Origin of the sequence: Paenibacillus sp. P3E, from assembly GCF_001909045.1 — a bacterium.
GTDB classification, from domain to species: Bacteria; Bacillota; Bacilli; order Paenibacillales; family Paenibacillaceae; genus Paenibacillus_AQ; species Paenibacillus_AQ helianthi.
The window spans coordinates 1-13794 of the sequence record NZ_LVWH01000023.1; the positions used below are offsets into that span (position 1 = coordinate 1).

11 protein-coding genes and 1 pseudogene are annotated in these 13794 nt (G+C 43.9%); 1 reads left to right on the forward strand and 11 read right to left on the reverse strand.

Annotated features, from left to right (window positions below):
• Nucleotides 1-326: 326 nt before the first annotated feature.
• From A3842_RS04270 to A3842_RS04330, 11 genes and pseudogenes are all read right to left on the reverse strand, one after another.
• Nucleotides 327-539, reverse strand: coding sequence for a hypothetical protein (locus tag A3842_RS04270; protein ID WP_074100562.1), 213 nt, complete (start codon nucleotides 537-539; stop codon nucleotides 327-329).
• A 243-nt stretch (nucleotides 540-782) separates the two neighbouring features.
• Nucleotides 783-1277, reverse strand: a pseudogene (locus A3842_RS04275) (transposase).
• Nucleotides 1278-1824: 547 nt separating this feature from the next.
• Nucleotides 1825-2004 carry a recombinase family protein gene (locus tag A3842_RS33695; protein WP_218618649.1) on the reverse strand — a complete coding sequence of 60 codons (180 nt, stop codon included), beginning with the start codon at nucleotides 2002-2004 and terminating at the stop codon, nucleotides 1825-1827.
• A gap of 1269 nt (nucleotides 2005-3273) precedes the next feature.
• Nucleotides 3274-3711, reverse strand: coding sequence for a hypothetical protein (locus A3842_RS04295; protein WP_074100564.1), 438 nt, complete (start codon nucleotides 3709-3711; stop codon nucleotides 3274-3276).
• 640 nt (nucleotides 3712-4351) lie between these two features.
• On the reverse strand, nucleotides 4352-4939 hold the full coding sequence (pgsA, locus tag A3842_RS04300; RefSeq protein ID WP_074100565.1) for a CDP-diacylglycerol--glycerol-3-phosphate 3-phosphatidyltransferase: 588 nt from the start codon (nucleotides 4937-4939) through the stop codon (nucleotides 4352-4354).
• Nucleotides 4940-5053: 114 nt separating this feature from the next.
• A complete protein-coding gene (locus A3842_RS04305) occupies nucleotides 5054-5431 on the reverse strand; it encodes an NUDIX domain-containing protein (RefSeq protein ID WP_371915982.1) in 378 nt (125 codons plus the stop codon).
• A 217-nt stretch (nucleotides 5432-5648) separates the two neighbouring features.
• A complete protein-coding gene (locus A3842_RS04310; protein WP_256701503.1) occupies nucleotides 5649-5894 on the reverse strand; it encodes a hypothetical protein in 246 nt (81 codons plus the stop codon).
• Between the two features lie 65 nt (nucleotides 5895-5959).
• On the reverse strand, nucleotides 5960-6526 hold the full coding sequence (locus tag A3842_RS04315; RefSeq protein ID WP_074100567.1) for a PadR family transcriptional regulator: 567 nt from the start codon (nucleotides 6524-6526) through the stop codon (nucleotides 5960-5962).
• A gap of 9 nt (nucleotides 6527-6535) precedes the next feature.
• Nucleotides 6536-7300 (reverse strand): 4Fe-4S binding protein, encoded by a 765-nt coding sequence (locus A3842_RS04320; protein WP_074100568.1) that lies wholly within the window; start codon nucleotides 7298-7300, stop codon nucleotides 6536-6538.
• Between the two features lie 314 nt (nucleotides 7301-7614).
• Entirely contained in the window at nucleotides 7615-9228 is a 1614-nt protein-coding gene (locus A3842_RS04325; RefSeq protein ID WP_074100569.1) for a sensor domain-containing diguanylate cyclase, read from the reverse strand.
• 166 nt (nucleotides 9229-9394) lie between these two features.
• Complete coding sequence (locus tag A3842_RS04330) at nucleotides 9395-12850, reverse strand: DUF5695 domain-containing protein (protein WP_074100570.1); 3456 nt, start codon at nucleotides 12848-12850, stop codon at nucleotides 9395-9397.
• A gap of 389 nt (nucleotides 12851-13239) precedes the next feature.
• Here A3842_RS04330 and A3842_RS04335 point away from each other — a divergent pair, with 389 nt between their 5' ends.
• Complete coding sequence (locus A3842_RS04335) at nucleotides 13240-13761, forward strand: O-acetyl-ADP-ribose deacetylase (RefSeq protein WP_074100572.1); 522 nt, start codon at nucleotides 13240-13242, stop codon at nucleotides 13759-13761.
• Nucleotides 13762-13794: the final 33 nt, after the last annotated feature.

Consider the following 13794-nt stretch of genomic DNA (forward strand, 5'->3'; position numbering starts at 1 on the left):
AATTCAGAATAAAAGATAATATCACTGGAAGGGAGATAAACACATTGAGCAAATACTCGCGCTGTCGATACGTGTTCATATGATACCAACCTACTAAAAGCTCCTTTTGATGCCATATACACACTGTACTAAACACGTAACGTCTTTGGGGAAGGTTTAATATTTTGATCAAACCAAGGATAGTGAAAAAAGACCAAGTTCTTGTCAATTTCGGCAACTCAGTACAAGTTTTTGTCTTGAGAAAGGACAAGGGTTAGAACAAAATCACCCTAACGGGTGAATAAGCTTTCTAACTAGTGGTCATTCATCCGCTGGCTCCTCTTTTCTCACCAAGGTTCCATTACAAACTGGACAAAAAGCTCTTGGGATTCTCCGTCTTCCAGTCCATCCGAACATTCTGCCACTATAAATTCAGGCACAGGGTCAATCGTTCCACATTCCACCCAGAAATAGTCTATCCATACCTCAGGCTCATCCTCCCACGCTTCCATTTCTCTGCTTTTATCCCGTTCGTTCTCTTGTCCTTCTGTCTTTTTCATGCTTCCTTATCCCCTATTTCCTTTGATTCTCATATTCTCACTGTTCATCATAATAATAAATCCGTCCATATTCTGCATGCCAAATCGCCACAAGCAACATACGGTGCCTGCAGCGGATCAAGGTCATACGCCTCTAGCATTCGCTCACGATACGTTCTCTTCTTCCCACGTGTCACTGGAAATATCATCTCTATCTGTTTATGTATCATATATCTTCGCAGGTTAATCACTTGCTGCGACTCTTTATTTTCCCCACTGTCCCACCATCCGGAAATGCTTCGGCGGTATATGCTGCACCAGATCGTATATAAACTTTATCACTGGTGACACCACATCTCCCCCTTTGCCCGTTCGGTGATCCTCGTACCAGTAATGCACCTGGTAGTAGTCATAGCTCGCCACTCGGTATACCGCAATCGCTGGACGTACCAAGTATCGCCCGATGTATTTTGTATCTCCTCGCACATCCTTCATCCGCTGCTCCGAGTTCACATAAAAACCCTGCGGATACCTTTGGTAGAGTTCATAGACCAGCGTTTTCATCCGTGCTACTTTCGAAAACCATTTCATCATTTAATCCAGCAGTAACTTCTGCCACGATTTCCGTAAATACTTATACGAGATGTATTCAACCTTTTTCCATTCTTTAAGGACATCCAGCGCCCCTTCTGTTATGAGTGCGTGAATGAGCGGGTTAAACTTCAAATCACTTCCAAAGGGATGGATGACCGTGATCATTCAAACCTCATATTTCTTGCTCTTATTTTTCCGTCAGTAGTAGTACTCTATCACCTTGACTACCTGGTTGCTCAGTTCATTTTAGCTTCCGCAGGTCTTGATTGAACACATCTCGCAATTCTTGAGGCACCGTAAATACCATATGGCGATGGGGCACATTCAGAATTCGCTCTTACTGTTACTCCGCCCATTCATTGGTATACTTTTCCCCGCACCCATGACAAAATCGATTTTTGTATGTGAAGCAAATAAGCATCTTGTATAGTTTTATTCTAACGTCATATCTTTTTTACTAAATATGTTAAGAATCACTCATGTTGAAGACATCTCAGATTCATTATTATGATTAACTATAACCTCCTCTTCCTAAGTTCTCTATTAATTGTACTTTGACTAATTCTAGTTATATCAACAACTTCCTTCATGTGCGTGGTTGCAACTTCTCAATAGCATGATCCAATTGTCTTTTTGTGAATTTTTGGGGTCTTCCTTCGCGGAACCCCTCTTTTTTTTGTTAGGGCTTTACCAGCTTGGGTTCTCTAAAGAATCATGCTCTTTTAAATTCTGCAAATGCGAATAGATTGGTTAACAGCATTTTACAGACTGGTGTATCCTCAACAAGTCCCATATTCAGAATGTATATTATTACACCACTCCTATGCAGCTCATCAACATATCGCACCCCCTCTCTTACGGTTCTACAGAACCGGTCAAGCTTTGTAACCACTAATGTCTCCAGGGATTAAACTAGCAACTACGGAGTTTAATTTAGGCCGATCTTCTTCAGAACCGCTATACTACTCCTCAATAAATATGTTATGGTACCTACTCCTAATCTTCATTATCTGTTGCTCCAAGCTATTACCGTCCATTTGTGTTCTTGTAGAGACCCTTCAGTATCCAATAATTTCACCCATTTACCTCCACCGCCTAATTTGATTTATGACCCCCAGTTATGTCACCTACTAAACCCGCATTAAACCGTCTGATTTCCACTACATAAGGAGGGGGCTAAAATTTAATAGTTAAGAGCCGCTCAAATGACTCAAATATATTATCTTAGTCCAATATTAGGAAGAGTGTTCCTTTAAAGTGAAAAGCATCACTCTGGGTTCTCACTTAACAGAGAGGACAATCCAAAACGTACACTCTATTCAATATGATTTTCTTAAGTATTCTGTAGTTTGTTGTTATAGCACATTTGACTTAAAGTACACTTATGATTTAGATATACTATTGTCATCCCTGGTCAGGTCAATATTATTAATACTTTCAACACCGACGAACGCTTTCATTTGCATTTCTATCTCTGTAAGATCAGGAAGACTACTACAGTAATAAGGAAATTACTAATTGAACACATTGATGTATATAGCCAGGCAGAGTTTGTGAAAAAATAATCATCCCTATCTTGCGATCGCAAATGTGAAAAATCATACAGTTAATTCATTAATATCACCACATCAGGGCATTCGAATATTTAACACGATACCAAAATCTATGCATCATTTTGGGGCCCTAAAGGAAATTGTTATATGCATTCTATCCCTCAATTCTAGGCTTATCTTTCAAAATTGATATTAGATTTTTCAAATGACCTATAAAGATCTGACCAGGTTCAGAAAAATGAATTTCTTAATAACAGCTTCATGAATTAAATTGATTTCTTTAGCAAAATTGTAAGCATTGGTCCCAAAACCCCAGCTCTCTTTATGGTTTATTTGTTAGTTTCATAACTTCATCCAAAATAAACAAACTAATTCAAAGAGAATAATTAGCCTAATGAATGATTAAGAGAATTAGAAAATTTGTTACTGTGTCTGCATTGTCATAACTTCTGCTCTTACCCTCTGTCTCTTTTGCAAATTCCAGTATCGATAATTCATCAGTAAGAAGCACCGCATTTAGGTACTGACAATAATAACTGTTTGGCTTAGTATTGTAAAAAGGGAAAAGCGTCAGCACTTAAGGTGTAAGCGCTTTTCCCTTTTTATAGTCAGTTACACTTTTCATCAACTGTTACATTGTCATTTGTAATGATAACTTTTGAATAACCTGATAAAGATTCGGTATAGGAACATATTGTCTTCTTAAATGTTTCTTTTCTGGAATCAGTATACTTTAAATAAATTCCACCTTCCCCGGATAGCTGAAGGTTGGGACGGATACGGGTTTCTTCGCCGCTTTTTATTATTTTATCAAATGTATCTTTTGAATCACTTTCCACAATATCTCCGGCCGAATTGCTAACAAGCACTCCAGTTTCAACTGAAATAATATCATTCTCTGATTGATTATCTATTGTTACTGCAAAGCTCTTAAACTGATTTAAAAACTCAAAATTATTGAACTTAACAACGAATATAGCAGCGATTCCAACAACAATGAATATACACCACATAAGAATAAATGTAGTTATTTCCCTTGTCTTCATCACTAACCTCCTCATAAAATGATAAGTAACTTTATCATAAAAGTTACACGCTATTTATCTATTTAAACCCATTGCAGGCATTCCCCATATCAGCATAGTGCTATCATCTAGAATCACCGGTTATATAGATCCTGCTTCGTGCATTAATTTATATTAAGCTATTCTCCCGTTAGTTGAATTACTGACCGGCTGACTTATCGTGTTTGAGTTAACGTTCTTGGTTCATGAGCTGCTAGCATCTGCCGGACATAGAAAGACCGCCAGTGAAGGCGGTCTAAAAAATTTATCATTTCTACCCGCAGTAAGGTTCTGGGGATATTAAAAACCTGAGATGATTCGGTATAAGCCTAATTAGAGCGTCTCGACCAATTTCTGAATCTTTGAGTGGAAAATAAATATTTATTTCTATTTTGCCGTCCTTTACACGCATTGCACTCTCCTGTTCTGCCTTATAAGCATCAATCTCTTCAGACAAGGGGAACAGTTAGCCTTGAACAAACGTAGCGTAGTCGCGTTTTGAATGAGATTAGTAGGCAAAATGATCAAAGCTAATACCATTATAAATAGTACGTGTTTCAACTTCATTGCCAGTGTTTTTCAAGCATAACCATTTTGCAGCTTTAACGTAATTACTGCTGGATTAAGAATCAAGTTTTAGCGTGTGATAGTTATTCTTTATGTAGTTATAACCAGAATATATAGTCAAGATTAATGCAATATACATAAATATTTGGTCGACAGGAATAATTGTGATGAAGTTGAATGGGCCGTTATTTAACAAAACACCTGCAATTGCTACAACTTGAAACACCATTTTTATTTTTCCATATTGATCAGCTTGTAAAGCGATTTTTTGAGATGAGGCCACTATCCTAATTCCAGTAATAATAATTTCCCTTGCTATAATAGCAAAAGCAATCCAGGAATATATTAACTGTTGATTTACCATTAAAATCAACGCCGCTGAAATGAGCAATTTATCCGCTAATGGATCCAAGAGCTTTCCCATGTTCGTTATCTGATTGTATTTTCTTGCGATATGTCCATCTAATTTATCAGTGGCTGAGGCAAGTATAAATACTGCTGAAGCATAATAAATTCCATAGAAATCTATGTGCTGTATGACATCAGATTTGTAGATTAGCCAATCTGGATATATGGGGAAGAGTAAAATAAAAATAGGAATTAACAATATTCTTGCAATAGTAATTTTATTCGCTAAATTCATGGATCTCCTCCTTAACAGCATTTCACTCATTGTACCATATATTGGAACAATGAGTGAAGGCAGCCGATCCACTGACCGGCTTCCTTTGTGTCGTTATTATCGTATCGTTCCTTGTTAGCTTAAAGACCTGTAGTCATATGAACTTCTTTTAACCGGGATGGTCTTCGTACGGAACCATTCGGTCGCTTGCTGCACCAGCGGTGAAGAATTTAATGGAGTAACCTTATCGATTGAAATCCAATCATAACCATTAGAGTCTTGTCCCTCGAATTGAACTACGGAACTACCAATTTTTTCGGCGCCAATAACTTCATACAAAATTGCAATATGATGCAAGAGCTCAGTCGAATCATTCGGTAGAGTCCATAGCACAGAAAAATCACAAACGCCAATATTGTTGAGTTCTTTAATCGAGAGTCCTGTTTCTTCGCTAAACTCCCTTTTTAAGCCTTGCTCTAAGGACTCTGATACTTCTAGTCGTCCACCAGGCAATCAAATTGGCCAGTGTAAGGGCCTAAACTTTTTAGAATAACTAAGATTTTCTCGTTAACTATACATATTCCGTAAACCCCTATGTGGCGATGGAACTTTTCCTCCATTGAACTTAATCCCCCTATTGTTTGAACAATCGATATATAAATATAAAAATCAGATTGAATTAGCAGTCTACTCTTTACGCTATCTTCCCGTTGAACTCTAAGTATATTATTTAGTTGATAATATCGTGTTGTTGCCCTTCCTTCGGGTCTTTTATAACAACCCATTGGTCCTCTATTACTATGTATTTTTCAATGCAGTAGTCAACAGCTTCATCAAATGTTTCAAACCATAAGTCGGCAAAACTGCTCTTATCTTCTTGTGTATCATACAAAAAAACATAAACACCATCATTCTCAGATTCGTAAATCATAAGCTTTTTAACATTATCAACTTTTTCTTTAATAAGGGTATACATTCGCACTTCAAAACCACCAAATTCGTTTTTTCACCATTTTACCATTAAATATACTGCCCGTTTGATCATTGATCTAGTTCCTCTTTGGGCTTACCCGCCAGCAGCTCCTTGGCTTCCTCCGCCCAGTCCAGGTAGGCCTTGTAGACATGCTCCCCGAACAGGACGGTCAGGTAGAAATACAAATGGTCCTTTTCGGTATGGAGAACGCGCTCCAGATTGCCTTTGAACATCTGAATCTGCTGAAGACTCTGTGTATGCCGTTCCTTGAAATCTTCAATCCGCGCAAGATTGCTCTCGTCCGGAACCAGGCTTCCGAAAAAAAGCTTGAGCAGGATCTCATATTTTGTATACTCCTTCTGCTCGGGAAGCATGACCCACTCCTTCAAAAGCCCCCGCCCTTTGTCCGTGATGGAATATATATTTTTCTCCGGGCCTTTGGAGCCGGCGCCTTTATGTTTCAGCACCAGCTCTTCGGTTACCAGCTTCGCCAGGGTCGGATAAATCTGCCCATAGCCTACTTCCCAGAAGCCGCTGATCATCACATCTATCTTTTTCTTAATATCGTATCCGCTAAGATCCTCATGGTTCAGCAGGCCCAATATGATATAGACCGTAGTATTTTCCTTGGGCATGATCTTTCCTTAGGCTCCCTCCGTGTAGCTGCTTTTTGAAACGGAATCCTTCTGAGCACCGAAACCTACCCGCAGCACCTTTTTCGGGCATACGCTTTGGCAGCTGCCGCACAGAATACATTCATTGCTGTTCATGTCTCTGTTTTGTACCATTTCCTGGACCTTCAGGCTCATCGGGCAAGCTCTGTCGCACTTCTTGCAGCTGATGCAATCCTCGGTTCTGGCCTCCAAATGAAGTGAGGGATAACCCAGTTTGTTCTTAAGGGTATTGCCCAGGACCATGAACGGAGCCATCCAGCAGAGGGAATGACAGAAGGATCTCCGCCCGAAGATCAGAGACACACTTACTATTAATAATACGACGGCAAAGTACGTAATGAAAGCCGGAGGGGCAGAAACCGAAATTCCGTAGTCGGTAAAATAAATCGGATTGAGGTCTTTGATCCCGCCTGCACTCATAAACCCGGCCAGAATGGACAGCACCCACGGTAACCAAATCAGATATTTAATGAGGTTCTGTTTGCGGCTTGCAGGTTTGTTCACCACCTGGCTGCAAGCCTCCTGCAAGCCTCCCGCCGGACACAACCAGCTGCAAAAGGCTCTGCCAAACACCAGTGAGAAACCAAAAAGTGCGGCAAACAGCAGAAAGCTTCCGGTGGCAATACCGGCAAAACTGCCTTGTACAATCAGATAAGGAGAGAAATAATTCAAGGTAACCGGGAACAGCAGCATTGAAATCAGCAGGAGGGTCTTTCGAATCTTTTGTTGCCGCATGCTTCATCACATTCCATTCTTCATAGGATATAGGCTTTAGGCCAGAAGGTTGTATATCATGATGATATAGTTTATGGTATCAAGTTGAGATAGATACTGTCAATGAGCTTTTTGACAAATGTACGTAATCATTAACCAGACAAGCCTTCTTCATCGGCGCGGATTCCAGAACATATTAATCCGACATTTCATCCTAAAAAGTAGAATCCTAACTATAGACATTCTAATTAAATATCAGCATAAAAAAATGCCCAGGTTTGGGGTTATCCAAGCCTAGGCAGGTGATAATTGTGACGTTATTACTATTCAAGCCATTATGCTGATGGGGCTGCCGGTTTGTCTTCAGCGATCATCGTCCGGTTTCTGCCGTTGCTCTTCGCCTGGTATAGCGCCTGATCCGCCATCTTCAGCAATCCCTCCTGCTCTGAAGCATGCAGCGGGTAATGGGCGATGCCTTGAGACACTGTAACCTGAGACGGAATGGGACCCTTGCTCTGTTCCAGTGCCCTGCGGACTCTTTCTGCAACCTTGAAGGCTTCTTGCGGGCGGGTACGGGCCAGCAAAATCACAAACTCCTCACCGCCGTAGCGATGGCACACATCATCCGGCCGAAGCGAGGAGACAATCACACCGGCTACATGTTTCAGTACTTCGTCACCGGTAACATGGCCATAGGTGTCGTTCACGAACTTGAAACGGTCCACATCCAGCACAATCAGTGAAAATGGAGTCCCTGAATCGATCCACTGACTGAGCGTGTACTCCAGGGATCTCCGGTTCTTAAGCCCGGTCAGCGCGTCTGTCGCAGCTTCCTGCGTTAGTTGATCCGTATGTTCCTGAATGTCTGTCACAGCCAGAAAGACAGCCTTGGTCAGCAAATCGGCCTCCCGGCTCCAGTGCGGCTTGGCTTCCGGAATGACAATCTTCTCCTTGCCCATCTTGCTTACCAGGTCCGCCAGATAGGCAAAAGGCCGGGCCAGCCTGCGCGCCACCAGGATCACACCAATCAGCAGTACAATAAACGGAACCAGTGAATAGCCAATAATGGTCTCAATGTGCCCGATCAGCTGCCGATGAATCAGACTCATCGGCGAGACGACCACAATTCCCCAGCCGTTCGCCGGAACACTGGAGTATCCGGCGAGCAGATCGGTACCCTGAAGGTTACGAACCTCCTGTTCCCCGCTCTCTCCCTTCATCAGCTTCTGCACAACCTTGTTGCTGCTAATATCCATCCCGGAGAGCTGCTTGTCCGGATGATACAGCAAATGCCCATCGGAATCGACAATATAATAGTAGGAGCCCAAATCGTCCACGCTGTTATTTCCGAATATCCTGGAAAGCACATTATTCTCCTGCAGATAAATCGTGCCGCCCAGTATACCTAGATATGTACCGTTCCTGCTAAAGATAGGTTGACTTAAGAACACAATCAGTCTTTTGGTGGTCGCAGTCATATATGGAGCGGATATGTAGGGCTGTCTGAGTGCCAAAGCTTCTTTAGTGGATTGAGAACTAATATGCTTGCCTGCGGTTCCTATGGTGGCCGGTTCTACGTTGCGGACAACCCCGTCTGCACCTATTACTACGATGGAATTAAAATAATTGCTGCTGTTGCGCATCAATTTCAATTGATGTTCCACTTGCTCAGGCGTCCTAACGTCCATATCGGAAAGCATCTGTGCATTATAGGCCAGACTGCCGCCAATGGATTGAAATAAGGAATCCATCGTCCTGGACATGCGGTCCGCATTAGTGAAATTCAGATGGAGCGTCGTCTCCATCAAAGATTGTCTTTTGGAGTCATAAGAGCCAACCAGCATAATGGTTGAGGTTAGCAGAACCACCAGCGTCACAAGGCCTGTAAGCAGCGATGTCAGACTGAGCTTCTTCCTTTGACGTGGCCCGGCCTTTCTCAGTGTAAGCAAACGATAAACCCTCCTTGATTTCTGAAAACTACATAAATCCATCATACAACAAATAATATCGTTATTCGACAATGAATCCATGCAAAATGGCGTGCAAATGGTTACCCCATTTAACACGCCATTATTGCATCAGGTTCTGCTGAAAATCCCCGTCCTAAACTACCTGCTATTGAACTGCCTGCTGTTGCCCACCGGGTTCAAGTGGCAGTTCGGGCTGAGGGTTCTCTTGCTGGAGCAAATCAGATTCCTCAGCGGCAGCCCCCTGAATCATCGTTCCATTGAACAATGAGGTGATTTCAGCTGCAGTTAGTGCCCGGCTATAGATCAGAAAATCATCAATGGCACCGTTCAAATTGGGATCGCCATATTGGGATTTGCCGATATAGTTCTGAGTCGTAACGCCAAGACTTGAAGGCTTCAGCGACATGGCGGTATTCACAGCAACCTGCACGCCATCAACATAGAGGCGGCCCGTCGTACCGGACAACGTCACAGCGACATGCTTCCATTGCCCGGCGGCCAGCGGGGCAGAAGCCGTAAGCTGCTGTTCTGAACTGTTGCCGCCGTTTGTAATCGCAAACCGCATGCCGCCTCCTCCACCTGTCTGGGGAGCCAGGAACATATTTGTAGTCGTGTCAGTGCCAAAATCAAAGATTCTCGCCCAGTCATTATTCGCGGTAATGCGTACCCAGGCTGAGATCGTAAAATCATTCAGCTGGCTGAGCACTCCGGCTGGCAGAGAAGCATAAGCACTGGTTCCGCTTAAGCCCAGCGCATTCCCTGCTCCTGTACGGCCGGTAACCCAGGATGCTGTTCCCGTCAGAACGGCATGATTGGCACCATATGAGGAATCGGTCACTGTTGTGCCTGAGGATTGGTTCATTTTATAATTGACGACTATACTCGGTACCGGTGTAACCGTCCCCTGCTCAATCTTCACTTCGTAGGATGCTGCTGTACCGATATTGAGACTGGCGGTTGCCGTTTGGCCGTTCACTGCCGTGAAACTTCCGGAAGCTACGTTATTGACGGTTACATTATAGGTTCCGGCGGCAAGTCCGCTGAAGTCCACTTTCGTGATGTGGGCAGTTCCGGGTGTTACATTGCTGAGTGTGAAGCTGACGCCGTTCTTCGCTTTGGCGACTGTTGCCAGGCTGTATCTGTCACGTCCCAGGGTCATGCCCCATTTTTCCGTGATCAGATTAAGGCGCTGAAATACGCCGTCCTTCGGAACAATAATATAATTACCGCCGCTCTCCGTTACATCACAGCCGTAACCGTAGAGGCCAAAGATCGGGTCGACCGCCACATCGGAGCTAAGAATCTTGATCGCGCCAAACAATCCGAGGTCGGCTTCGCCGGACATGCCGCGCCAGCCGTTGAACAATGGGCCGCCATCCAGACCGAGTGCGCCATTGTTGCCTTTCATGGCTTGATACGTCCAGGACACAGCCCCAATATCCGCCGGATCGGAGCTGATCTGGCCCGAGTTGATGGCGTTTACATTTGCAAGCTTGGCAGCATAACTGAGCCGCTGCTCTACCTCAGGCGCAGTGGAATTGCTCCGCACCCAATCGTCCATGGCGGTTCCGGCCAGCGATGCTGTGTATTGGAACTGCCACCAGGGTTCCCCGTTGATAGTCACCGGATCGGTATAGAAGTACCAGACAGGCATTTTCCCGCGGACAGCACGGGTTTTGGTATTGATTTTGCCTTTAATCGTATTGTTATTCTTCATCTTGGCCAGCATATAAACGGCTTCTTCACCTGTGTTGTCATAGTTGTATTCCGAACCATACGGGTAAGCCGTACTTGCGAAATTGTTGTATTTGGTGTTCATTTTTGCGATGATATCGTTCGCCTGGGAGGTGTATCCCTCATCTTGCAGCGCTTTGATAATCTCCGGAGTAGTTACTTCTCCCATCAGACCCGTGTTCCAATTATAGGCGACCGGCCCGTCATAAAGAGCCTTCATAATGTTATAGGCCCGCAGCAGATACGTGCTGCTCGGCTCTTTGTAGCTGATCAGGCCAGGGTACAGCTTGGAAATCTTATACATGCTGAAATACGTGTTGTAAATATGAGGGTAAGCATAACCCCGGTACGTTGGAGTATCATTCGGAGGGGCCATAAGGAAGTCCGGCACCAGATAATCGGTGTGATGTCCAGCCATCAGGTTGTTCCAGATCGTGGTATCCAAATACAGATCGAGTGCTGTGATTTCTGAGGTGACGGGTTTCTGGACATTTTTCTCGGCAAGGAATTGAGCATGTGTGTATCCCCAGTCATCTCCCCAGCCCCAGTACCCTGCAAAGTTGTTGCGTTTGGTGTTCGACTGCATCATCCAGTCGTCGAACGCTTTGTCCCGGATATCTCCGGGCACATTCCACTGCTGGTTGTTCACCATAAAGGTCGCATGACGCTGAAGTGCGGCATCCACAGCTTCAATGGCGTAGAACTGCAGGGTTGTCTTTTCACCGCTGCCATAATTCACTGTAATATTGTTGGGTCCCAGGTGATTCATCTGGAGTGAATACAGCTTGTGGTCACCCGATGCAGTGCCAAGTGAAGTCACGGTGGTTTCAGACGGATATTGTGCGGTCACGGAGGTAATGGTCTTGGAGGTGCGGAGATCGAATTTGGCGGTCTGATTGACCGGCACGATCATCCCGGGGACCACGGTGGTATCAATCATCCCTTCGGAATACAGCCGGTCTTTGACGGCCTGCTCACTGGCGGCTTTGAAAAATTTGAAGGCATAGGTCTTGCTTGCTCCGGGTGCCAGGGTCAGGCTGCTATTCGGCAGATATCCGCTGCCGGTGCTTTTGATCACATTGGAATGGATGTAATAGACTGAGAGGCCTTCGACCCAGCCGCCTTGATCGCCAGCCCACTTACTGCCGGTATGCTGCTGAATGCGCCAGTTATCCATATACTCAAAGCCTGCGCCGGTTGTGCTGTCCGGGACAAGCAGGAGAGAGGGGCCGATCCCGCTCGGCCGCTGGGCGGTGACATAAGAGCTGTTATTACCGATGAAGGACTGGGTGACCACCCGTGTTTCATAAATCTGCTCATTACTGCCTCCGGTCCAGAATTCATTAAAGGGAAGCGGCAGGCCAAAGTCTCCGATCTCCAGAGTCTGTGTGCTGGTATTGGTCACTTGAATCTGCCAGAGCAAGTAATCGCTTACAAGACTATAACTTTCATTCACGCGGAAATTGCGGATTCCTTCGGCATTCGTTGAGTTTTGATAGGTAATGTTGACAGTGTTGCCGGATTGGCTTTGTGTACGGGCATCGGCCGACTTATTGGTCCAGGCTTTGGTCCAGGCACCGTTATTCAGCCGGTAGGTGAACATCAGCTCGCCCAGCCATTGATGGTCTGCCGTATTCTGGTTGGGAGCATTTGTAGCGTTCATAACGTAGTTGGTAGGAAAATTATCTCCGGTCAGCTTCAGACTGGAGATATCGCCATTGGAACCGGTACTGACCTGGAAGTTGCTGTTCGACAAATCATAGGCAAAGGCAGGCTGGGCAAACCACAGAAATCCTGCGGCGGCGGCAGTGAAGACTGCACTCAAAACTGTCCTTTTTACAGAACGGACCTGAATCTTCTCCAGCATAAATTTAACCTCCTGGTTAAAGCGGAATGTACAGTATTTTTCTACTCCTCCACTACGCTTGATGCCTCTCTAAACCTATCTCCCCCCTTTCAGAATCTCTTTGCCCTCCATCGTATTGCTTTAAAATTGTTGTAATTCATCTACCATATTACAGTCTGTGCTGTAAAAGAAAATCGAGATTTCCAACCTTATTTTTAATCATTTCAACCTATATTGGTTGAACAGTCTATGAACTGGCAATTCGTCATGAATCGGCAGGATAGTCCAATTCATTTCGCGAATAATCTACATGGGAGTATTTATGAGGTTGGTGAATCAGACATTATCCGAAAGGGACTGAATCATAATATATGGGGGGGATTGCTTTGGAAGTAGTAATAAATAACACAATGATTCAGCTGATTCAGGGAGATATAACAACGTTAGAAGTGGATGCAATAGTCAATGCAGCGAATACAAGTTTGTTGGGTGGAGGTGGTGTAGATGGAGCCATCCATAAAGCTGGAGGAAAAGCAATATTAGAGGATTGTATGAAGATCCGTAACCAAAGAGGCGGTTGTGGGGTTGGAGAAGCGGTAATAACAACTGGAGGAAACTTGAAATGTCGATATGTAATTCATACCGTTGGTCCTGTTTGGAATGGTGGAACGCATAATGAAGAAGATAAGCTAAGGAACTGCTACAAGAATTTATTGATTTTAGCTGACGCTAATGGAGTAACTAGTATTGCTATCCCAAATATAAGCACCGGAATATATAATTATCCGAAGGATCTTGCTTGTCGTATTGCCGTAGATGAAGTGACGAAGTACTTACTAGGTAAAAAATCAAAAATAAACAAGGTATTATTTGTGTGTTTTGACGAAGTGAATTATGAAAACTATATGATTGAATTAAGGAGACTTTTTTAGTATTTTGAAGACATCACCTCCATCATCTAACAC

Bases quoted from the DNA above. Each gene is read 5' to 3' on its own strand.
- pgsA (WP_074100565.1), bottom strand. From the start codon at position 4,939: ATGAATTTAGCGAATAAAATTACTATTGCAAGAATATTGTTAATTCCT.
- A3842_RS04320 (WP_074100568.1), bottom strand. From the start codon at position 7,300: ATGCGGCAACAAAAGATTCGAAAGACCCTCCTGCTGATTTCAATGCTG.
- A3842_RS04270 (WP_074100562.1), bottom strand. From the start codon at position 539: ATGAAAAAGACAGAAGGACAAGAGAACGAACGGGATAAAAGCAGAGAA.
- A3842_RS04335 (WP_074100572.1), top strand. From the start codon at position 13,240: ATGATTCAGCTGATTCAGGGAGATATAACAACGTTAGAAGTGGATGCA.
- A3842_RS04330 (WP_074100570.1), bottom strand. From the start codon at position 12,850: ATGCTGGAGAAGATTCAGGTCCGTTCTGTAAAAAGGACAGTTTTGAGT.
- A3842_RS04295 (WP_074100564.1), bottom strand. From the start codon at position 3,711: ATGAAGACAAGGGAAATAACTACATTTATTCTTATGTGGTGTATATTC.
- A3842_RS04310 (WP_256701503.1), bottom strand. From the start codon at position 5,894: ATGTATACCCTTATTAAAGAAAAAGTTGATAATGTTAAAAAGCTTATG.
- A3842_RS04315 (WP_074100567.1), bottom strand. From the start codon at position 6,526: ATGCCCAAGGAAAATACTACGGTCTATATCATATTGGGCCTGCTGAAC.